At 63.8% G+C, this 21,775-nt stretch carries 19 protein-coding genes and 1 pseudogene; 12 read left to right on the forward strand and 8 right to left on the reverse strand.

Annotation, left to right across the window (positions count from 1 at the left end; translation table 11 throughout):
- Positions 1-100 precede the first annotated feature (100 nt).
- The 3 genes from ACZYOF_RS00605 (at position 101) to ACZYOF_RS00615 (ending at position 3,397) form a co-directional block, all read left to right on the forward strand.
- A complete protein-coding gene (locus ACZYOF_RS00605) occupies positions 101-1,027 on the forward strand; it encodes an SMP-30/gluconolactonase/LRE family protein (RefSeq protein ID WP_463714434.1) in 927 nt (308 codons plus the stop codon).
- A 105-nt stretch (positions 1,028-1,132) separates the two neighbouring features.
- The gene (locus ACZYOF_RS00610; RefSeq protein WP_282531477.1) at positions 1,133-1,726 is read left to right on the forward strand and encodes a GNAT family N-acetyltransferase; all 594 of its coding nucleotides are present in this window, start codon (positions 1,133-1,135) and stop codon (positions 1,724-1,726) included.
- 27 nt (positions 1,727-1,753) lie between these two features.
- A complete protein-coding gene (locus tag ACZYOF_RS00615; protein ID WP_463714435.1) occupies positions 1,754-3,397 on the forward strand; it encodes a GMC family oxidoreductase in 1,644 nt (547 codons plus the stop codon).
- A gap of 148 nt (positions 3,398-3,545) precedes the next feature.
- Here ACZYOF_RS00615 and ACZYOF_RS00620 read toward each other — a convergent pair whose 3' ends face one another.
- Both ACZYOF_RS00620 and ACZYOF_RS00625 read right to left on the reverse strand, forming a co-directional pair.
- Complete coding sequence (locus ACZYOF_RS00620) at positions 3,546-5,048, reverse strand: flavin-containing monooxygenase (protein ID WP_463714436.1); 1,503 nt, start codon at positions 5,046-5,048, stop codon at positions 3,546-3,548.
- A gap of 78 nt (positions 5,049-5,126) precedes the next feature.
- On the reverse strand, positions 5,127-5,969 hold the full coding sequence (locus ACZYOF_RS00625) for an AAA family ATPase (protein ID WP_130580357.1): 843 nt from the start codon (positions 5,967-5,969) through the stop codon (positions 5,127-5,129).
- Between the two features lie 228 nt (positions 5,970-6,197).
- Here ACZYOF_RS00625 and ACZYOF_RS00630 point away from each other — a divergent pair, with 228 nt between their 5' ends.
- From ACZYOF_RS00630 to sseA, 3 genes are all read left to right on the forward strand, one after another.
- Entirely contained in the window at positions 6,198-7,373 is a 1,176-nt protein-coding gene (locus ACZYOF_RS00630; protein ID WP_463714437.1) for a vWA domain-containing protein, read from the forward strand.
- 156 nt (positions 7,374-7,529) lie between these two features.
- Positions 7,530-7,940: a rhodanese-like domain-containing protein gene (locus tag ACZYOF_RS00635; RefSeq protein WP_130580355.1), complete on the forward strand. Its 411-nt coding sequence runs from the start codon at positions 7,530-7,532 to the stop codon at positions 7,938-7,940.
- Between the two features lie 116 nt (positions 7,941-8,056).
- On the forward strand, positions 8,057-8,914 hold the full coding sequence (gene sseA / locus ACZYOF_RS00640; RefSeq protein ID WP_463714438.1) for a 3-mercaptopyruvate sulfurtransferase: 858 nt from the start codon (positions 8,057-8,059) through the stop codon (positions 8,912-8,914).
- A 10-nt stretch (positions 8,915-8,924) separates the two neighbouring features.
- On the opposite strand, the gene ACZYOF_RS00645 is transcribed toward sseA, so the two are convergent.
- Positions 8,925-9,689 (reverse strand): hypothetical protein, encoded by a 765-nt coding sequence (locus ACZYOF_RS00645; RefSeq protein ID WP_463714439.1) that lies wholly within the window; start codon positions 9,687-9,689, stop codon positions 8,925-8,927.
- 307 nt (positions 9,690-9,996) lie between these two features.
- Here ACZYOF_RS00645 and ACZYOF_RS00650 point away from each other — a divergent pair, with 307 nt between their 5' ends.
- On the forward strand, positions 9,997-11,202 hold the full coding sequence (locus ACZYOF_RS00650; protein WP_463702052.1) for a L,D-transpeptidase: 1,206 nt from the start codon (positions 9,997-9,999) through the stop codon (positions 11,200-11,202).
- A 162-nt stretch (positions 11,203-11,364) separates the two neighbouring features.
- Complete coding sequence (locus tag ACZYOF_RS00655) at positions 11,365-12,333, forward strand: NAD-dependent epimerase/dehydratase family protein (RefSeq protein ID WP_463714440.1); 969 nt, start codon at positions 11,365-11,367, stop codon at positions 12,331-12,333.
- Positions 12,334-12,349: 16 nt separating this feature from the next.
- On the opposite strand, the gene ACZYOF_RS00660 is transcribed toward ACZYOF_RS00655, so the two are convergent.
- Positions 12,350-13,648, reverse strand: coding sequence for an amidase (locus ACZYOF_RS00660; protein ID WP_463714441.1), 1,299 nt, complete (start codon positions 13,646-13,648; stop codon positions 12,350-12,352).
- A gap of 11 nt (positions 13,649-13,659) precedes the next feature.
- The gene (locus ACZYOF_RS00665) at positions 13,660-14,865 is read right to left on the reverse strand and encodes an ABC transporter substrate-binding protein (protein ID WP_463714442.1); all 1,206 of its coding nucleotides are present in this window, start codon (positions 14,863-14,865) and stop codon (positions 13,660-13,662) included.
- Positions 14,866-14,989: 124 nt separating this feature from the next.
- Between ACZYOF_RS00665 and ACZYOF_RS00670 the strand changes: the two genes are divergently transcribed.
- Entirely contained in the window at positions 14,990-15,967 is a 978-nt protein-coding gene (locus ACZYOF_RS00670) for a sugar-binding transcriptional regulator (RefSeq protein WP_245476677.1), read from the forward strand.
- On the opposite strand, the gene ACZYOF_RS00675 is transcribed toward ACZYOF_RS00670, so the two are convergent.
- Together ACZYOF_RS00675 and ACZYOF_RS00680 are read right to left on the reverse strand one after the other, a co-directional pair.
- Positions 15,968-16,930 carry a D-2-hydroxyacid dehydrogenase family protein gene (locus ACZYOF_RS00675; protein ID WP_130582511.1) on the reverse strand — a complete coding sequence of 321 codons (963 nt, stop codon included), beginning with the start codon at positions 16,928-16,930 and terminating at the stop codon, positions 15,968-15,970.
- 219 nt (positions 16,931-17,149) lie between these two features.
- Positions 17,150-17,341, reverse strand: a complete 192-nt coding sequence (locus ACZYOF_RS00680) for a hypothetical protein (protein WP_130582512.1) — start codon at positions 17,339-17,341, stop codon at positions 17,150-17,152.
- A 254-nt stretch (positions 17,342-17,595) separates the two neighbouring features.
- On the opposite strand from ACZYOF_RS00680, the gene ettA reads away from it, so the two are divergent.
- From ettA to ACZYOF_RS00695, 3 genes are all read left to right on the forward strand, one after another.
- Entirely contained in the window at positions 17,596-19,245 is a 1,650-nt protein-coding gene (gene ettA / locus ACZYOF_RS00685) for an energy-dependent translational throttle protein EttA (protein ID WP_463714443.1), read from the forward strand.
- A 107-nt stretch (positions 19,246-19,352) separates the two neighbouring features.
- Positions 19,353-19,937: a TIGR00645 family protein gene (locus ACZYOF_RS00690; protein ID WP_130582514.1), complete on the forward strand. Its 585-nt coding sequence runs from the start codon at positions 19,353-19,355 to the stop codon at positions 19,935-19,937.
- 103 nt (positions 19,938-20,040) lie between these two features.
- Positions 20,041-21,273 (forward strand): lytic murein transglycosylase, encoded by a 1,233-nt coding sequence (locus ACZYOF_RS00695; protein ID WP_463714444.1) that lies wholly within the window; start codon positions 20,041-20,043, stop codon positions 21,271-21,273.
- Between the two features lie 81 nt (positions 21,274-21,354).
- Here the strand turns inward: ACZYOF_RS00695 and ACZYOF_RS00700 are convergent.
- A pseudogene (locus ACZYOF_RS00700) lies at positions 21,355-21,632 on the reverse strand (hypothetical protein).
- Positions 21,633-21,775 lie beyond the last annotated feature (143 nt).

A 21,775-nucleotide genomic window follows, 5' to 3' on the forward strand; every position in this document is an offset into this window, starting at 1 on the left:
TGGCAAGCAACGGCGTCTTTGCCATAACTCCGCGCCAACAATACGTTGCGTGGGGCGGTCGAAAAATCCCCTTGCAGCCATAAGCAGCCGGGAGGATTTCATGGCCAATATCCGCGTTCTTGCCACCGATCTCGAATTTCCGGAAGGGCCGGTGGTGATGCCGGATGGATCGGTGGTGCTGGTCGAAATCCGCGGGAAGCGGCTAACGCGGGTCTATCCGGACGGGCGCAAGGAAGTGGTGGCGCAGATTCCGGGCGGCCCCAATGGCGCCGCGCTCGGTCCCGACGGCAAGATGTACATCTGCAACAATGGCGGCTTCAGTTGGATCCCGACGCGCAACATGATCATGCCGGGGCCGCAGCCGGACGATTATATCGGCGGCTCGATCCAGCGCGTCGACCTGCAGTCGGGCAAGGTCGAGACCGTCGTCGACAAATGCGGCGAGCATGCCCTAAGGGGGCCGAACGACCTCGTCTTCGACAAGCATGGCGGGCTCTGGTTCTCCGATCTCGGCAAGCGGCGCGCCCGCGAGATGGATGTCGGCGCATTCTATTACATCAAGCCCGGCATGAAGGAGATTGTCGAAGGCGTGCACGGCCTGCTGCCGGCCAACGGTATCGGCCTGTCGCCGGACGAGAACACGGTTTACATCGCCGAGACACCCACGGTGCGGCTCTGGGCCTATGATCTTTCTGCGCCCGGAACCGTCAAGCCGCGCGACGTGATTTATCGCGGCGAACGCGGCAAGCCGATTGCCGGGCTCGGCGGCTACCAGATGTTCGATTCGCTTGCGGTGGAGGCGAGCGGCAATGTCTGCGTGGCGACGCTGGTTTCGGGCTGCATCTCCGTGATCGCGCCTGATGGTACCCTGGTCGAGCAGGTGCCGACCGGCGACCGCGTCACCACCAACATCGCCTTCGGCGGGCCTGAGCTGAAGACCGCCTACATCACGCTGTCAGGCAAGGGCGAGCTGATCGCGATGGACTGGTCGCGGCCTGGGTTGCCGCTGAATTTTTTGAACAAGTGATGTAGTACGTCATTGCGAGGAGCGAAGCGACGAAGCAATCCACTGTCCCCGCAAGTGGCGCTATGGATTGCTTCGCTTCGCTCGCAATGACGGAGAGGATGTTGCATGCCCTGGCTTGAACCGATCACCCTTCGCGGCGCGCAGGCGCGGCTGGAGCCGCTGTCGCAGGATCACATCGACGGACTCGTCGAGGCCGTGAAGGATGGCGAGCTCTGGAAGCTCTGGTACACGTCCATTCCGCGCCCGGAAGACATGCGCAAAGAGATCGACCGCAGGCTTGGTCTGCAGGCGGCCGGATCGATGCTGCCGTTCACGGTGTTCGATGCCGGCGGCACCATCTCGGGCATGACGACCTATATGAATGTCGATGCGCCCAACCGGCGCGTCGAGATTGGTTCGACCTGGTACGCGAAGCGTGTGCAGCGCAGCGCGGTCAATACGCAGTGCAAATTGCTGTTACTGACGCACGCCTTTGAGGCACTCGATTGCATTGCGGTAGAGTTCCGCACGCATTTCTTCAACCACCAGAGCCGCCGCGGCATCGAGCGGCTCGGCGCCAAGCTGGACGGCGTCCTGCGCAGCCACCAGATCGCAGCGAATGGCACGTTGCGCGACACCGTCGTCTACAGCATTATCGCCAGTGAATGGCCGACGGTGAAGGCGCATCTCAACTATCAACTCAACGAAAAGCCGCGGTAGCCGCTCTGCCGCGCCAGAAACGAGACGATGGAAACGTTCGATTATGTGATTATCGGCGCGGGCTCCGCTGGTAGCGTTCTGACCAACCGCTTGAGCGAGGATGCCGGCACCACGGTTTGCGTGCTCGAAGCCGGCCCGAAAGATTGGCACCCCTATATCCATCTGCCGGCGGGATTCATCAAGACGTTCCACATGAAGAGCGTCAACTGGGCCTACCAGCAGGAGCCGGGCCCTTGGACCGGCGGCCGCAGCATCTATGCGCCGCGCGGCAAGACGCTCGGCGGCTCGTCCTCGATCAACGGCCATATCTACAACCGCGGTCAGCGCCAGGACTTCGACACCTGGGCGCAGCTCGGCAACCGCGGCTGGGGCTATCCGGACGTGCTGCCCTATTTCAAGCGGATGGAACGCCGCGTCGGCGAGTGCGACGAGACCTATCGCGGCCGCGACGGCAGCCTCACCGTCACCACCATGGACTGGCAGGACCCGCTCTGCGAAGCCTTCATGGCGGGGGCCGTCAGCCTCGGCATTCCGCGCAACCCCGACTACAACGGCGCGATCCAGGAGGGCGTGTCCTACTGCCAGCGCACGATCCAGAACGGCCTGCGCATGAGCGCGGCGAAAGCGTTCCTGCATCCGGCGCGCAAGCGGCCGAACGTCAACGTGCGCACGCATGCGCATGTCACCAACATCATCTTCGAAGGCAAGCGCGCGGTCGGCGTGCGCTATCTTCGGGGAGGGCGGGGCGGCGAGCCGGTCGAGGTGCGCGCCAACAAGGAAGTCATCCTCTCCGGCGGCGCCTACAACTCGCCGCAGGTCCTGCAATTATCCGGCGTCGGCTCGCCCGAACTGTTGCAGTCGCACGGCATCGAGGTGCGCCATGCATTGCCCGGTGTCGGCGAGGGATTGCAGGACCATTACGCGCCGCGCTCGGTCGCGCGCGTTAAGAACATCAAGACCATCAACGAGCTCCGGCGCGGACTGAGCCTGTGGGTCGAGGCCTTGAAATGGGCGACGACGCGGCGCGGCCTGCTGTCGCTGTCGCCGACCATGGTCTATTGCTTCTGGCATTCCGGCGAGACCACGGAAAGCTCGGACCTCCAGCTCACCTTCACGCCGGCGAGCTACAAGGAAGGCGTGCAGGGCCAGCTCGAGGACGAGCCCGGCATGACGGTCGCCTCCTGGCAGCAGCGGCCGGAGAGCCGCGGCTATGTCCGCATCCGCTCGTCGGATCCGTTCGCGCCGCCGGTCATCCAGACCAACTATCTCGTCGAAGAGCTCGACCGCCGCGTCGTCGTCGCCGGCATGAAGCTGGCGCGCCGCTTGCTGAAGTCGGCGCCGCTTGCGCCCTACTATGATTACGAGGATTTCCCCGGACCGAACGTGCAGACCGACGACGAACTCGTGGCGGCGGCGACCGAGCGCGGCACCACCACATTCCATCCCGGTTGCACCTGCCGGATGGGTCCGGCAGATGCCAGATGGGCCGTGGTCGACGACCAGCTCCGCGTCCACGGATTGCAGGGCCTGCGCGTGGTCGACGCGTCCGTCATGCCGCGCATGATCTCCGCCAATCTCAACGCCTCGACGATGATGATCGCCGACAAGGCCTCCGACATGATCCGCGGGCGGACCGCGCCGGAGGCGGTAAGGTTTCCCGAAATGGCCTGAGCTGTCATTGCGAGCCAACGGGTCGCGCGAACGCGCGCCCGATGACGGGCTCCGCGAAGCAATCCATCGCGCCACGTGTGGAGAGATGGATTGCTTCGTCGCTGTCGCTCCTCGCAATGACGTTGAGAGCGTCCGCTGGGACGAGGGTCTAGCTGTACACGAACGCCTTGTCCGCGAGGTCGATCGTCGGAAACTCGTCCTTCTCGGCCCAGTAGTCCTGGTTGTGCTGCCATTCCGGCTTGGCGCCGCGCTTCGGCAACAGGTGCATGCCGCGCAGCATGTAGCCGGGGTTGAAGTTTTCCTCGTCGATCCATGGCAGGATCGGCATGTTGTGGTCTTCGGACCTGAGTGCCGGCGTGACCTTCTTGGCGCCCGTTTCCTTCATGTGCTTGAGCAGGCGGCAGACGAAATCGGCGACGAGGTCGACGCGCAAGGTCCAGCTCGCGCGGAAATAGCCGAACACCCAGACGAGGTTGGGCACACCCGTGAACATCATGCCGCGATAGGTCACGGTATCGGCGAAATCAAGCGGCTTGCCGTCGAGCTCGAATTCGATATCGCCAGTGGCGCACAGATTGAAGCCGGTCGCGGTGACGATGATGTCGGCTTCGAGCTCCTTGCCGGATTTCAGCAGGATGCCCTTCTCGGTGAAGCGTTCGATCTCGTCGGTGACGACGGAAGCCTTGCCGGCCTTGATGCCCTGGAACAGGTCGCCGTCGGGAATGAAGGCGATGCGCTGCCGCCACGGGCGATAGCGCGGCGTGAAGTGGGTCGCGATGTCATAGTCCTTGCCGAGATAGGCTTCGACCGCCGACAGCAAGTCCTTCTTGGCCTCCTCAGGCTTCTCGAAGGTCTTGCGGGTGAAGGCGTCCTGGTCGAACAGGATCTTGCGGCGGGTGATCTCGTGGATCCACTTCTCGTCGACCTGCAACTGCCGCAGTTGCTCCGCGATCTCGATCGCGTTGCGGCCGGTGCGGAAATAGGTCGGCGAGCGCTGCAGCATCGTCACATGGCCGGCGTCCTTGGCCATTGCCGGGATCAGCGTCGCGGCGGTGGCGCCGGAGCCGATCACGACGACGCGCTTGCCCTTGTAGTCGAGATCCTCGGGCCATTTCTGCGGATGCACGATCGGGCCCTTGAACTTGGCCATGTCCTTCCACTCCGGCGTATAGCCCTCGGCATGGCGATAGTAGCCCTGGCACATCCAGAAGAAGTTGGTGGTGAAGCGGAAGTGTTCGCCGGTGTCGATACGCGTGGCGTCGATGGTCCAGAGATTGGTCTCGCTCGACCATTTCGCCGAGGTGATGGTGTGGCGATAGCGGATGTGGCGCGCGAGGTCGTTCTCCTCGATCACGTCGCCCATATATTTCAGGATCTCCGCGGCGGTTGCGATCGGCGCGCTGGTCCACGGCTTGAAGCGATAGCCGAAGGTGTGGAGGTCGCTGTCGGAGCGGATACCGGGATAGCGGTGCGTGCTCCAGGTGCCGCCGAACGTCTTCTGCGTCTCCAGCACGACGAAGCTGGTCCCGGGGCACTGCGTGGTGAGGTGGTAGGCGGCGCCAATACCTGAAATGCCGGCGCCCACGATCAGGACGTCAAAATGCTCAGAGGTGATGGGTTCGGCAGCACGGATCTGTGTTTGGACGTTCATCTTCCCCGCTCTTTTGTTGTTTTATTGGCAGTACGCGCGAAGCGCCGGGGTGCTCCCGGCGCTCCGTAGATCGTCAAGTCAGACTTCGCGGCGGCTCAGGAAGGCCAGCCGCTCGAACAGGTGCACGTCCTGTTCGTTCTTGAGCAGTGCGCCGTGCAGCGGCGGGATCAGCTTGCGCGGATCGCGCTCCCGCAGCATCTCTGGCGTGATGTCCTCGTTCAGGAGCAGCTTCAGCCAGTCGAGCAATTCGGAGGTCGAGGGCTTCTTCTTCAGGCCCGGCACTTCCCGCACCTCGAAGAAGATGCGCAAGGCCTCTTCCACCAGACGTCTCTTGATGCCGGGGAAATGGACGTCGACGATCTTTTCCATCGTGTCCGCATCGGGGAACTTGATGTAGTGGAAGAAGCAGCGCCGCAGGAAGGCGTCCGGCAACTCCTTCTCGTTGTTGGAGGTGATCATCACGATCGGGCGCAGCTTGGCCTTGATGTTCTCGCCGGTCTCGTAGACGAAAAACTCCATGCGATCGAGCTCGAGCAGGAGATCGTTGGGGAATTCGATATCGGCCTTATCGATCTCGTCGATCAAGAGCACCGGGCGCTTCTCGTTGGTGAAGGCTTCCCACAGCTTGCCGCGCTTGATGTAGTTCTTGATGTCCGAGACGCGGGCGTCGCCGAGTTGGCTGTCGCGCAACCGCGACACCGCATCATATTCGTAGAGGCCCTGCTGCGCCTTGGTGGTGGACTTGATGTGCCAGGTCAGAAGCGGTGCATCGAGCGCCTTAGCGACTTCCTCAGCCAGCACCGTCTTTCCGGTGCCGGGCTCGCCCTTCACCAGAAGCGGGCGCTCCAGCACGATGGCGGCGTTGACAGCGACTTTAAGGTCATCGGTGGCGACATAATCCTTGGTACCGGTGAATTTCATACTACCCCGTCATGATGAGTTTCAATTTGATACTAATGGAAAAACCAAGCAGGTCTAGCGTGGATTCCAGCGCCTGAACGCAACTGAGCTAACCGCTACCGCCTTGAAATTAGGCGGGCCCTTTCCGCCTTGCGGAATGATCCGCGCACCTCGGTGCCGACCCCGTGATGCTGCCCTAAAGACCCGGGTGCCCTTGACGGCGCGACCCCGGCGGGCGATTTATGGAACATGTTCTTGCAGTTCTTCACATCGCTGCGCGAGGCCCAGGTCCCTGTGACCTTGCGCGAATATCTCACGCTGATGGAGGCGCTCGACGCCGACCTGGCGGAGCAGAGTGTCGAGAATTTCTACTATTTGTCGCGCTCGGCGCTGGTGAAGGACGAGCGCAACCTCGACAAGTTCGACCGCGTCTTCGGCACCGTGTTCAAGGGGCTCGAGAGCCTGCTCGATGCCATGGACAAGGCCGAAATCCCTGAGGAGTGGCTGAAGAAGCTCGCGGAGAAATACCTCACCGAGGAAGAGAAGAAGCAAATCGAAGCCATGGGCTGGGATAAGCTCATGGAGACGTTGCGTAAGCGCCTGGAGGAACAGAAGGGCCGGCACCAGGGTGGCAACAAGTGGATCGGCACCGCCGGCACCTCGCCCTTCGGCGCCCACGGCTACAATCCCGAAGGCATCCGCATCGGGCAGGAGAAGAACCGCAACAACCGCGCCGTGAAGGTGTGGGACAAGCGCGAGTTCAAGGATCTCGACGGCAATGTCGAGCTCGGCATCCGCAACATCAAGGTCGCGCTGCGGCGCCTTCGCAAGTTCGCTCGCACCGGCGCCCCCGACGAGCTCGATCTGGACACCACGATCAAGGAAACCGCCAATCACGGTTATCTCGACGTGCACATGCGTCCCGAGCGGCGCAACGCGGTCAAGGTCCTGGTGTTCTTCGATATCGGCGGCTCGATGGATTCGCATATCGAGCAGGTCGAGGAATTGTTCTCGGCCGCGAAGAGCGAATTCAAGCACATGGAATATTTCTACTTCCACAACTGCCTCTATGAGGGCGTCTGGAAGCAGAATAAGCGGCGCTTCACCGATCGCACGCCGACCTGGGACGTGCTGCACAAATATCCGCACGACTACAAGGTGGTGTTCGTCGGTGACGCCTCGATGTCGCCTTACGAGATCATGGTCCCTGGCGGCTCGGTCGAGCACGTCAACGAGGAGGCCGGTTCGGTCTGGCTCGATCGCATCATCCGCACCTATCCGCACGCGGTGTGGCTCAACCCGGTGGCGCAGAAGCACTGGGACTATTCGGAATCGACCACCATCATTCGCCGCATCTTCTCCGAACGCATGTACCCGATCACGATCGAAGGTCTGGAGAATGCGATGAAGGAACTGGTACGGTAGCTCTCGTCATTCCGGGGCGTCCGAAGGACGAACCCGGAATCCATTTAGCCACTTGCGCCGGCGGAGGAATGGATTCTCTGATGTGCAATTGCACATCATAGTTCGCGCTATGCGCGCCCCGCAATGACGGCGACACAACAGCCAAGGGAGAGCCCCATGCCCCAGACCATTCACCGCGGCATCAAGCAGATGATGGATGAAGCCAATGCCGAGATCGAGACCGTCAGCGCGGCCGACGCCATCAAGCTGCTCCCAAACGGTGATGTCGTGATCGTCGACATCCGCGATCCCCGCGAGATCGAGCGCGATGGCAAGATCCCCGGCGCCTTCTCGTGCACCCGCGGCATGCTCGAGTTCTGGATCGATCCCGCGAGTCCCTACGCCAAGCCGATCTTCCAAGAGGACAAGAAGTTCATCTTCCATTGCGCCGGCGGCATGCGCTCGGCCCTGGCTGCGAAGACCGCGCAGGACATGGGGCTGAAGCCGGTCGCCCATATGGGCGGCGGTTTTGCCGCCTGGCGCGACGCCGGCGGCCCGATCGAGAAGTGGGAGCCGAAGAAGAAATAAGCTCGTCACACGCGGGCTGATCCGCGTATCCCGACAAAAGGGCCATCCTCTCGAAGAGGATGGATCGCCGGGTCAAGCCCGGCAATGACGATTTGCGAAGCGCCGGAGATCCATCCATGACTACCACCGAAGACCCGCTCGTCTCCACCGACTGGCTTGCCGCCCATCTCGGCGATCCCAAGGTCAAGGTGATCGACGCCTCCTACAAGATGCCGGGCGTGTTGCCGTTGCCGGCAGACGATTTCATCGCCGCCCACATTCCCGGTGCGGTGTTCTTCGACGTCAATGCGATCGCCGACAAGAACGACCCGCGCCCGCACATGTATCCGACCGCCGAGCAGTTCGCGCAGAACGTCTCCGCGCTCGGCATCTCCTCCGACGACACCGTGGTCGCCTATGATGCCGGCGGCTGGGTCGCAGCGCCGCGGGCGTGGTGGATGTTCCTTTCGTTCGGCCATCCGAACGTGAAGGTGCTCGACGGCGGTTTGCAGAAGTGGAAGGTCGAGGGACATCCGACAGAATCCGGTCCCGTGACAGCGAAGCCTGGAAAATTCCAGGCCAAGTTCGATCCGAGCTTCGTCCGCAGCAAGGAGCAATTGCTCGGCAATATCGAGACCAAGAAGGAACAGGTGATCGATGCACGGCCGCGTCCGCGGTTCGAGGGCACCGTGGTCGAGCCCTGGCCCGGCCGTCGCTCCGGCCACATCCCAGGCAGCCGCAACGTTCCTTATGCCGATCTGTTCGACCCGAAGACCGGGGCGATGAAGCCGCTCGATGAATTGCGCAAGGCATTTGCGTCCGCCGGCGTCGACACGGCAAAGCCGATCGTCACCAGTTGCGGCTCCGGCGTCTCGGCGCTGGTGTTGACGCTCGCGCTCTATCGCCTCGGCGTGCGCGGTAGTGCGCTCTACGACGGTTCCTGGGCCGAATGGGGATTGCCGGGCGGGCCGCCGATCGCGACGGGACCCGCCTGATTCCAGACGATCAGCGTGTCGGGCGCACGAGCATCGGCTGGCCGAACGGATCGAGCACCTGCTGTGGCGGGGCCTGCCGCATCAGGCGTTGCTGCTGCGCCGCCACGCGCCGACGCTCCCTGGCACGCTCCGCCCGCGCACGCTTCTTGGCGGCGCTTTGATCCGGCTTCGCGTCCGCGCTCTTTGCGGACGTCGTTTCCTCGACGGTAACCGCGGGGCCGCCCAGCGTGGCGATCTTGGCCGCCGCCGGACTCTCTTCCGCTGCGGCAGGCGCCTCGGGTGCGGAGGGGGTGGCGTCGTTCGCGGGCGGGACCTCTGCGACCGCCGCAGGCTTGGTCTCTTCGGCGGGAGCAGGAGTTTCCGTCTGGGCTGCCGTCGTCGGTGCCTGTGGTTCCGGAGCATCTGCCACAGGCGGCGGCGTCTCGGTCGAAGCAGGCTCATCGGGCTTCACGGCGGCCACCTCCTCGGGCTCGGCCGGCGCGGGAGCATCGGCGGTTGGTACGGCCGGAGCAGGGGACGTCTCGGCGCTGTCCGGCGCCTTTTCTGTTGTCTCTGCTGCGGACGCGTCGACGCGCAGCATGGCGAGCGTCGGCGGCTTCTCTTGAACTTGTGTTTGGGCTTGCGCGAAGACGGGCTCCGGTGGGCTGCGTCGCGACGGGATGCTCGCGACTTCCTCATGGGCAGCCCGCAGAAGCGCCGCGGCGCCAAGTCCGAAGATCAGGACCGACGTCGACAGCACGATCGCCGCGAACAGGAAACGAAGACCGGGAAGCATGGGTGCGGTTCCGTCTTTGCCGAAGTGTTCTTTTGAGCCAGAGGAAACGCGGTGACCACAGGGGAAGGCCGCTCGCAGGCAGCGAATCAAGCCGATTCGAGGATATCGCAACCAATGTCGGGGAATGACGCCCGTAGTCCAACGGAATAACTTTTCCCGACGGTGAGGCATCTTTGCCGCAGCGATCACTGCCCAATCACAAAATGACCGATTCGGGCCGGATTTCGCGGAATTGTCTTGAATGCGCCGCTATCTTCCTTCAAGTGCCGTTAACGGTCCGGTGTGGCTTGGGGACTATACAAGAGCGATGATGATCAACCGCATTCTGACGATTTGTGCTGCCGCAGCGCTCGGCGCGGCAGGAACTTCGGTTGCGCAGGCGCAGCAGGGCTACCCCGCAGGGCCAGGTCCGGTCTATTCCGCTCCTCAGGGCTCCTATCCGCCGCCGCCCCCTGGCTACGTGCGCGACGACCGCCGCCCGTCGGATTTTGATGTCTTTGAAGAGGACGACGAGGCGCCGAACGGCCAGAGTTCGGCGTCGCTGTCGCCGCCCGGACCGGTGCTTTCGCCCAACGATCCCCGCTATGGCCGCCCGATGGGCGCGCCGCCGCCGGCCTATTCGGATCGTAACATGCCGACCGGCCCGGTCATGTCGCCCGATGATCCGCGCTACGGCCGTCCGGCAGGCCCGCCGCCGGTGATCTACGCCGATCGTCCCCAGGGGCCGGCGCAGAATTATAATTATCCCGATGATCGCGCCATGCGTCCGCCGGAGTCCGTGGGCGCCGCGGGTGGTGCGCCCGCCGTCACCGGCGCCGTGCCGCAGCAGCCCCAGGTCGGCAGCGACGGCAGGCCGATGACGGTCGCGGCGCTGCCGCCGGAAGAGCAGCCGGAAGCCGCTCCCGTGCAACTGCCGCCGAACCTGCGTCGCCAGGAAGTCTCGTTCGCGACCAAGGAGCCGGCCGGCACCATCGTGGTCGATACGTCGAACACCTACCTCTACTACATCCTGGGCGGCGGCCGCGCAGTCCGCTACGGCGTTCGCGTCGGCCGCGACGGCTTCACCTGGACCGGCGTGCAGAAGATCAGCCGCAAGGCGGAGTGGCCGGACTGGTACCCGCCGACCGAGATGATCGAGCGTCAGCCCTATCTGCCGCGCTTCATGGCCGGCGGCCCCGGCAATCCGCTCGGCGCGCGCGCGATGTATCTCGGCTCGACCGTGTACCGTATCCACGGCACCAACCAGCCGTCGACGATCGGCAAGTTCGTCTCGTCGGGCTGCATCGGCATGCTGAATGAGGACGTCTCCGACCTCTTCGATCGCGTGAAGGTCGGCACCCGCGTGGTGGTGATGCCGGGCGGTCCGCCGCCTGGAACCGCCACCGCCTCCGCTGCGCCGCCGCCTAGCGGGTCCGTTGCCGCCGCCCCAGCGCAGGCGCAGGCCGCCGCGCCGCTGCCGGGCACGCAGCCGACGGCAGTGCCGCCGCTGCCGGCCCCGGTCACGATCCGCTAGCGCGATTGCAGTTCAACATCAAAAGGCGCGCGAACAGCGCGCCTTTTTTGTTTGGTGCGACCGTGATCGGCAGGCTTTGCACTTCTGTCAAATTCCCGCGCTTGAATTCGTGTTCGGCTGGACTACGTGCCAGAGGGCTGCAACCGACGTGGGGATAATGCCATGCGCATCCTTGTTGCGGGCGCCACCGGCGCTATCGGCCGACAACTCGTTCCCGCCCTGATCCGGGCCGGCCATTCGGTGATCGGCACCACGCGAACATCAGCCAAAGCCGAGGCGATCGGGCAGATGGGCGTCGAGCCTGTCATCGTCGATGGGCTCGATGCACAGGCCGTCCGCGCGGCGGTCATTGCGAAGCAGCCCGAGGTGATCGTCCATCAGATGACCGACCTCGCTAATGTCACCGATCTCCGCCATTTCGATCGTGCCTTCGCGGTCACTAACCGGCTGCGCACCCTCGGCACCGATTGCCTGCTGGCCGCCGCGCGCGAAGCCGGTGTCAGGCGTTTCGTCGCCCAGAGCTTCTGCGGCTGGACTTATGGCCGAAGCGGCGCACCGGTCAAAACCGAGGCCGATCCGCTCGATCCCGATCCGCCGCAGGAATTGCGCCACACGCTGGAGGCGATCCAGCATCTGGAGCGGGCAGTTACCGGCTCTGAGCAGCCGGAAGGAATCGTGCTCCGATACGGATCGTTCTACGGCCCCGATACCGGCATACTGTCGCGGGCGATGGTCGATCAATTGCGGCGCCGGCGCGTGCCGATGATCGGCGATGGCGGCGGCTGGTGGTCGTTCATCCATGTCGCCGACGCGGCATCCGCCACCGTTGCCGCGATCGAGCGCGGCAGAGCCGGCAACATCTACAACATCGTCGACGACGAGCCCGCGGAAGTCAGCGAATGGCTGCCGGCGCTCGCGGCGATCGTGGGCGCCAAGCCGCCATTCCATGTGCCGGTCTGGCTCGGCCGCCTGCTCGCCGGCGAACATATGGTGGCGATGATGACCGAGGTGCGGGCGGGCTCGAATGTCAAAGCCAGGCGCGAGCTCGGCTGGCAGCCGTCGCATCCATCCTGGCGCACCGGCTGTGCCGAAATCGTCGGGCACTCCGGCGGCCACAGCGCCGCCGCCTGAGCAGGTGATGCCACGCTCAGACCTCCGCCTCGCCCGTGCTTTCGCGGGTTGCATTCCCGAGCCAACCGGCGGCGCGCAACAAGTCGCCATCGCGCCCCTGGGCGCCTATGAGCTGGACGCCGATTGGAAGCCCCTGACGGCCTCTGAGCAGCGGCAGCGAGACGGTAGGCAGGCCGCAGAGGCTCCATGGCATCGACATCACGCCGGAGCCCGGCCCATCTTCCAGCCGGGTCGCCTCACCCGGCGCCGACAGGGTGATCAACGCATCATGTTCGATGAACAGAAGCGAGGCCAGTTCAACGAGACGATCGGCCTGCGCGTCGAGCGTGAGGTAGCGTGCCGCGCTGATGGTGCGGCCGGCTTCGATTCCCTGCTGCAGCGGCGCGCAATAGCGGCGGATGGTCTCAGTCGGCTCCGAGCCGAAACGATAAGCGAGATGCGCGTTGAGCAGCCCGAAGGTGACATCAAGCGCCTGATCGAATTCAAGTGGGAGTTCGACCTCGACGATCGCGGTCGGCAGTGACTGGATGAATGTCTCGAACGCCTGGCCCGCGTCGTCATCGATCAGCTTCCAGCCCGGCCCCTTCACCAGGGCAAGACGGGGCGCTGTTGCCGCAGGCTGGACAGCAGCCAACGCGGGATCGAACGCGCCGGCGAAAAGGCATGCATCCGGGATCGAGCGGGCCAACAGTCCGACATGCGCCATCCGCGGCACCAGCACATTCGATCCCGCCATCGAGGTGAATCCCAACGAGGGCTTGAACGCGAATGCGCCGCAAAACGACGCGGGCAGGGTGGTCGAAGCGGTATGCTGCGTGCCGAGCGCCAGCGGCACCATGTGGTCGACGACTGCGGCCGCAGAGCCCGCCGACGACACGCCCGGCGAGCGCGACAGGTCCTTGGGATTGCGGGTCGGGCTCGGATGGTACATCCCGAATTCGGATGTCGCGGTCTTGCCGACAATGATCGCGCCGGCGCGGTGGAGCGCCGCCACGGCATCCGCATCGGCGTTTGGCCGCCGGCCGCGAAGCGTTTCGCTGCCATATTCGGACGGCATGTCGGCGGTGTCGAATACGTCTTTCACCCCGATCGGCAGGCCGTGCAGCGCGCCGAGTGGCCCACCTGATGCGCGGTGCTCGTCCGCACGCCGGGCCTGCTCGCGCGCCCGTTCCGCATCGAGGAAAGCCCACGCCTTGACCTCGGGCTCACGCGCGGCGATCCGGTCGAGGCAGGCATTCATCAAATCGAGCGCGCCTATGTCGCCCCGCTTGAGCCTGTCGGCCAGCCTGCTGGCCGACAGGTGGTTTGGAGGCATTGAGTCGGTCATCATCGAACCGAGGCCGTGATGCTGCAGCCGGATTCGGCCGCCGGGCGGAACGCGGTCGCGGCGGGAACGGTGGCGATCCGCTCGTAATAGTCCCAGGGCTGCCGGCTCGCCGCCGGCGATTTCACGCGATAGACGCCGAGATCATAGGCGAGGCGGCCGTTCTGCTGCACGACTGCCTGCCGCCCGAACCGATCGACCGGAAGCTGGCGCATCTCGGCATTGACGATCGCGGCATCGTCGCTCTTGGCGCTTCTCGCGGCCTTCAAGAAATGCAGCATGCCGGAATAGACGCCGGCCTGTTCGCGCGTCGGCATTCGGCCGTGTTCCTTCAGGAAGCGCAGTGCGAAGTCGCGCGTGCCGTCGCTGTCATCCCAATAGAACCCCGTGGTGATGATGAGCCCCTGCGCCGCTTCGAGGCCGAGGCTGTGGACGTCGGTGACGAAAGCATGGAGGGCTGCGATCTTCTGCGTGCGCATGATGTCGAACTGGCCGGCTTGCTTGATCGCATTGACGGTGTCGGCACCGGCGCTCGCGAGCGCCACGACCTGCGCGTTCGAGCTCTGGGCGCGCAGCAACAGCGAGGCGAAATCGGCGGTGTTGAGCGGATGGCGCGCGCTGCCGAGCACTTTGCGGCCGCGCTCCTGCACCACGGCACTGGCGTCTTTCTCCAGGTCGTGGCCGAACGCATAGTCGGCAGTGAGGAAGAACCAGGACTTCTGCCCCTGTTCGGTCAGCGCCGCAGCCGTGCCACGCGCCAGCGCGTAAGTATCGTCGGTCCAATGGGTCACGTAGGGCGAGCAACGTCCGCCGGTGATCTCGACGCTGGCGGCACCCGATACCAGGAGCGACCGCTTCTTCTCGGTCGCGATCGTCATCAGCGCGAACACCGCGCCCGAATGCGGCAGGTCGACAATAGCGTCGACGCCTTGCCGGTCAAACCATTCGCGTGCGATGGCTGAGGCGACGTCCGGCTTGTTCTGATGATCTGCGGTGATGATCTCGATCGGGACCCCGTCGATCGAGCCGCCAAAATCGGCAACCGCCATCCGCGCGGCCTTGATCGAGCCCGGCCCGCCGACATCGGAGACCACGCCGCTTTGATCGCCCATAACCCCGATGACGACCTTATTGTCCGAGAATTGAGAGAAGGCTGGCGACGTGAGTATCGAGCTAAGTGCAATTGAAATCAGGATTTTCCGGTACATTTCGCTGCTCCACGTGAGGTGCGGCGCAACCTACCAATTCGCCGCGACGCATATGTGACAATGATGGTACATATGTAACGGTTGGTGTAAGAGACGTAGATATCGAGGTCGATGGGGAAACAGCGTGACCAGACAGGCGACGGAAATCGAAACGTTCGGGCCAGAAGTGGAGAACGGGGACGCGTTGGTCGCCCGCATCTGCTGGCACTACTACAAGGAGGGGCAAACCCAGGACGTCATCGCGCAGCACCTGAAAATCACGCGGAAGCGGGTCAACCAGATCCTGGGAGAAGCGCGGGAGCGCGGCGTCGTCCAGATTTCAATTGCCAGCCCGTTCGGTCCTTGCAGCGAACTTGAGGCCCGCCTCGCTGCACGCTTCAAGCTGCGCAACGCCATCGTCGTGCCCGCGCCGATTGGCGACACCGATGTCCGCAACCTCGTCGGGGCCGCCGCCGGCCACTACATCTCCGAGCACCTGCCGCCCGCCGGGACTCTCGGCATCACCTGGGGCGGCACCATCAACATGGCCGCGCAAAATCTGCGGCGCCGTTCCGGCGACGGCTGCCGTGTCGTTCTGTTGTGCGGCGGGCTTGCCGAAAGCACGGCGATCAACCCTTACGACAACGCGGCGATGATGGCACGCGCGTTGGGTGCGACATGCTACTACGTGACCGCGCCGATGTTCGCGGCAACGGCGCAGCTTCGCGATGCGCTGGTTTCCAGCGAGCCGGTGCGCTCGGTTCTTGCAATGGTCGCGGAGCTGGATATCGCCCTGTTCAGCGCCATCGATCTGTCCGAACAATCGAAAGCGCTGGAATATGGCGTGATATCGCGCGAGACGTGGCAATCGCTGCGCGACGCCGGCGCCGTCGGCGATATCTGCGGCCACTATCTCGACAAGGACGGCAACGCGGTGACGCATCCCCTGACCCGGCGCGTGATCCATCCGCCGATGCGCGATCTGAAGGCGGTACGCGAGCGCATCCTTGCCGCCGGCGGTCTTCAGAAGCTCCCGATCATCAGCGCAGCAATCCGCGCGGGGCTGGCCGATATCCTGATCACGGACGAACGGGTCGCGACCGCTCTCTGCGAGGATCGGTGATTACGCCAATCGCCGCGGCGGCTCGCTGCCCTTGGTCCAGGCATCGATGCACTCGACCATCTGGCCGTAGTGGATCCCGAGGCTCTCCTGGGTCGCGTAGCCGAGGTGCGGGGTGAGCACGAGGTTGTCGAGCCTGCGGAAGGGATGGTCGGCCGGCAGCGGCTCCACCGAGAACACGTCGATGCCGGCGCCCGCGATCTTCTTTTGCGTAAGGACTTCCAGCAGTGCGTTCTCGTCGACGATCGGCCCGCGCGCAGTGTTGACGAGATAGGCCGTCGGCTTCATCCGCGCGAGATCGGCGGCACCCACCAGGCCGCGCGAGCGCTCGCTCAGCACCACATGGATGGTGACGATGTCGGCGGTCGCAAACAATTCCTCCTTGCTGGCATAGCCGACGCCGGCCTCCTTGCATTTCTCGGCCGTCAGGTTGGGGCTCCAGGCGTTGACATTCATGCCGAACGCCTGCGCGAGCTTCGCCACCCGGGTGCCGAGCTTGCCGAGCCCGACCACGCCAAGCGTGCGGCCCTCGATCTCTACGCCAGCAAAAGTCTGCCAGGGCTCGCCGGCATGCATCCGCGCGTTTTCCCGGCCGATGCCGCGGGTGAGTTCCAGGATCAGGCCGAGCGTCAGCGCCGCGGTCGGGTCGCGGCTGTATTGCGTGCCGCACAGCACCACCTTGTGAGCCTTGGCGGCGTCCACGTCGATTGCCGCATTGCGCATGCCTGATGTCAGCAGGAGCTTCAGCTTGGGCAGCGCCGCGAACAGCGTGCGCGGGAATGCGGTGCGTTCGCGCATCGCGCAGATGATCTCGAAATCGGCAAGCGCGCTCGCGGCCGCCGCCTCGCTCGCAAACGGCTCCCTGAACACGGTGATGTCGATGCGGTCCTTGATCCCTGACCAGTCCGCGATCGAAAGTGACAGGTTGAAATAGTCGTCGAGGATTGCACAGCGCAGCCGCGTCATCGATGAATCCGTCTCTGGCGAAAGGACGGCGAAAATACCGTCGGGGGATATCGCCATGGTTGCGCGCAATCGTCGGGTCGCGCAAGCGGAGTTCGGGAAACGCCGGCTCCAAATATCCGACAGGCTCAGAGCATGATCCGGAAAAGTGGATACCGGTTTTCCGAAAAGATCATGCTCAAACAAAGAGATGAGATCATGATCCGATTGCTTCTAATCGGATCATGATCGCAACCGGCTTCTGTGCTTGGCGCGCCAGGCCGGCCCGGGTCCGCGCATATAGTGCAGTTCCGGCCGGTAGGGGTTGAATGCTCTGGTGAAGAACTGGCGCCAGAAGACGCGGAGTTCGGCGATGATCTTCGCAAGGCCAGTGCGGCTGGCCCCCGGGGCGGGCAGGGACGTGCTTGTTGCCATGACACAGCCCTCCTGTTGGTCATGCGCGGCTTAGCCTGCGCAAAATGCCGTTTTCGACGCTGAAAACGAGATTTCGCCCGATTTATTAAAAGATGGTTTCAATTGTCGTCATCCTCCGTACACATGGTTTCAATCCCGTATTCATCGGGGTGAACGGATGGAAAACGCGCGGTGTGCGGTTGCGCTTTGAGGGCCCGGCGGCTACATCGGCGGCAGCAAAATTTCCACAAATCCTGCCGATTCCAGGGGACTCAATGGCCCGCCAATTCGTCTATTTCATGCAAGGTCTGACCAAGAGCTACCCGACCCGCAAGGTGCTCGATAACGTCCACCTGAGCTTCTACCCGGACGCCAAGATCGGCGTGCTCGGCGTCAACGGCGCCGGTAAATCGACGCTGCTCAAGATCATGGCAGGCATCGACAAGGACTATACCGGCGAAGCCTGGGTCGCCGAGGGCGCCCGCGTCGGCTATCTCGAGCAGGAACCGCACCTCGATCCCAAGCTGACCGTCCGTGAGAACGTGATGCTGGGCGTCGCCAAGCAGAAGGCGATCCTCGATCGCTATAACGAGCTGGCGGTGAACTACTCGGATGAGACCGCCGATGAGATGACCAAGCTGCAGGACGAGATCGAGGCCCAGGGCCTCTGGGATCTCGACAGCAAGGTCGACCAGGCGATGGACGCGCTGCGCTGTCCGCCCGACGACGCCGACGTCTCAAAGCTCTCCGGCGGCGAGCGCCGCCGCGTCGCGCTGTGCCGGCTCTTGCTCGACCAGCCCGAGCTGCTGCTGCTGGACGAACCGACCAACCATCTCGACGCCGAATCTGTGTCCTGGCTCGAAGGCCATCTGCGGCAGTATCCCGGCGCGATCCTGATCGTCACCCACGACCGCTACTTCCTCGACAATGTCACGGGCTGGATTCTCGAGCTCGATCGCGGCCGCGGCATTCCCTATGAGGGCAACTATTCCTCCTGGCTGGTGCAGAAGCAGAAGCGGCTCGAGCAGGAGGGCCGCGAGGACGCGGCGCATCAGAAGACGCTGGCGCGCGAGCAGGAGTGGATCGCATCCTCGCCCAAGGCTCGCCAGGCCAAGTCCAAGGCGCGTTACCAGCGCTACGAGGATCTGCTCAAGAAGGCGAGCGAGAAACAGACTCAGGCCGCGCAGATCATCATCCCCGTCGCCGAGCGGCTCGGCCAGAACGTCGTCGATTTCGAAGGCCTGACCAAGTCGTTCGGCGATCGCATGCTGATCGACAATCTCACCTTCAAGCTGCCGCCCGGCGGCATCGTCGGCGTGATCGGTCCGAATGGCGCCGGCAAGACCACACTATTTCGCATGATCACCGGGCAGGAAAAGCCCGACCAGGGTACGATCACGGTCGGCGAGTCCGTCCATCTCGGCTATGTCGACCAGTCGCGCGACGCGCTCGACGGCAGCAAGACCGTGTGGGAGGAGATTTCCGGCAACAACGAGCTGATCCTGCTCGGCAAGCGCGAAGTGAATTCGCGCGGTTATTGCTCGGCCTTCAATTTCAAGGGCGCCGACCAGCAGAAGAAAGTGGGCGCACTTTCGGGCGGTGAACGCAACCGCGTGCATCTTGCCAAGATGCTGAAGTCGGGCGCCAACGTGCTGCTGCTCGACGAGCCCACCAACGACCTCGACGTCGACACGCTGCGCGCGCTCGAAGAGGCGCTGGAGGATTTCGCCGGCTGCGCCGTGATCATCAGCCACGACCGCTGGTTCCTCGACCGCATCGCCACTCACATCCTCGCCTTCGAAGGCGATAGCCATGTCGAATGGTTCGAAGGCAACTTCCAGGATTACGAAAAGGACAAGATGCGGCGTCTCGGCCAGGATTCGATCATCCCGCATCGGGTGAAATACAAGAAGCTGACGAGGTGACGGCAGTCTAGCGACAATTTGCTGCGGCCAGTTGTCGCTTCCCACCACGACGAGATTGCGTAGATATAGCATTCCGCAATCCAAATCCTGCCACGAGCAAATTCATAATGTCTGCTACCTCCGACGCACCCGTGCCGCCGAAGAACATACCGCTGCGCCCGGTCCCTATGCTGATCTTCGGATCGCGCTGGTTGCAATTGCCGCTTTATGTCGGGCTGATTATCGCTCAGGGCGTCTATGTCGTGCTGTTCATCAAGGAACTGTGGCACCTGTTCGCCCATGCCTTTGATTTCAGCGAGCAGCAGATCATGCTGGCGGTGCTCGGCCTGATCGACGTCGTCATGATCTCGAATCTTTTGGTGATGGTGATCGTCGGCGGCTACGAGACCTTCGTCTCGCGCCTCAACCTGCGGGGACATCCAGACGAGCCGGAATGGCTGAGCCACGTCAACGCCAGCGTGCTCAAGATCAAGCTGGCGATGGCGATCATCGGCATCTCCTCGATCCACCTGCTGCGGACCTTCATCGAGGCCGGCGCACTGACGTCGGGCAAGACCAACTACACTGAGACCGGCGTGATGTGGCAGACGATCATCCACACCGTCTTCATCCTCTCCGCGATCGGCATTGCCCTCGTCGACAAGCTCTCGAATGCGTCGATCGAAGGAGCCAAGCAGTCGGCCGGACATTGAGGGTGCGGCGGCTGTCGTGTCGTGCTAGCATCGCGTGATTAATGTCTGCCTCAAGAACAGGATAGCACTTGGATTGGACCGCTGTGTGAACAGGCCGCCCGTCTTGTCATTCCTCCGTGCGCTTGCCTTCGGCCTCCTGTTCTCGACGTCGCCCTTGGTGCCGTCAGCCCACGCCGCCGATGCCGCCTTCACCCAATTCATCGCCTCACTGTGGCCGGAGGCGCAGGCCGCCGGTGTGTCGCGCGCGACGTTTGATCGTGAGACGCGTGGGCTCGAGCCTGACTACAAGCTGCCTGATCTGATCCTGCCGGGCCGCCCGGCGACCGGCGCCCCGTCCCAGGCTGAATTCGTCCAGGTGCCGGCGGATTACGTCAAGGAAGCATCGATCGCGCGGCTTGCCGTCGAGGGGCAGCGGCTGATGCAGAAGCACCGCGCTGATCTCAACGAGATCGAAAATCGCTTCGGCGTGCCGGCAACCGTGGTGCTCGCGATCTGGGGCCGCGAGACCGATTACGGCCGCTACAAGCTACCCTACGACACGCTGCGCGTGGTGGCGACACAGGCCTATGTCGGCCGCCGCAAGGACCAGTACCGCACCGAGTTCATCCTCGCGCTGAAGATCCTCGGCGAGGGCGCGGTGACGCGCCAGGAAATGCGCTCGTCCTGGGCCGGCGCCACCGGGTTTACGCAGTTTCTGCCATCCGAATACTACAAGCATGGCGTCGATCTCGACGGCGACGGCCGCATCGATATCTGGCACTCGGTGCCGGATGCGCTCGCCTCCGCCGCCCAGCAGCTCGTCAACAAGGGTTGGCAGAAGGGCGTGCGCTGGGCCTACGAGGTGAAGGCGCCGGCCAATGTCGATTGCACCATGGGCGTACCCGAGGTGACGAGGCCGGTCGGCGAATGGCTGGGCGCAGGCTTTGTGCCGGTGCGCGGACAGAAGCTCAGCGCGACGGAACAGGCGCAGCCGGCCTCGCTGTTGCAGCCCGAGGGCATCTATGGCCCCGCATTCCTGACCACGAAGAACTACTTCGTCATCAAGGAATACAATTTTTCCGATCTCTACGTGCTGTTTGTCGGCCATCTCGCCGACCGCATGACGAGCCCGGCGCCGTTCGCGACGCCCTGGTCGGCGACGACGCAATTGCGCACCGCCGATGTCGAGGCGATGCAGCGCCATCTCACGCGGATCGGTCTCTACAAGGACAAACTCGACGGCAAGGCCGGGATGCAGACCCGCGCCGCGCTCGGCGCCTACCAGAAATCGGCAGGCCTGAAGGTCGACTGCTGGCCGAGCGAAGCGGTGCTGCGTTCGATGGCCGCCGCGAGGTAGCCGTCGGCGATAAGGGCAAAGAAAAACCCGGCCTGGATGTCGGCCGGGTTTTGATTCAGTGGCTCGATGAGCCGGGTCAGCTTAGTCGCAAACCTGAACGCGACGGAAACGCCAGCCGTAGCCGTCCCAGAAGCGCTCGCGAATCATGCGGCACGGAGCTTCTTCAACGTAGACCGGCGCCGGTGCGACATAGACCGGAGCCGGACGGCTCGCAGCAATCGCGCCACCGAGCAGGGCGCCGCCAATCAGCCGGCCACGCCGGCTGCGATCTGGCCGTCTCCGGCCTTGGCAGCCGGCGCGACAGCCAGCGAACCGGCAATCGTTGCGACCGCGACGAAGGCAGCTAATGTCTTCTTCATGTCTTGGGCTCTCCTGGATGGCGCCTTCAGCCGACGCCGGGTTTAACGCTTAACGATGACTCGCACGCTGGTTTCGAAATCCCGTGTCGCAAAAAGAGCGCACAACAGTCAATCGAAAGTAAACGTCAGCGCGCTAATGGCCT

The organism is Bradyrhizobium sp. LeoA1Lang, from assembly GCF_055413685.1.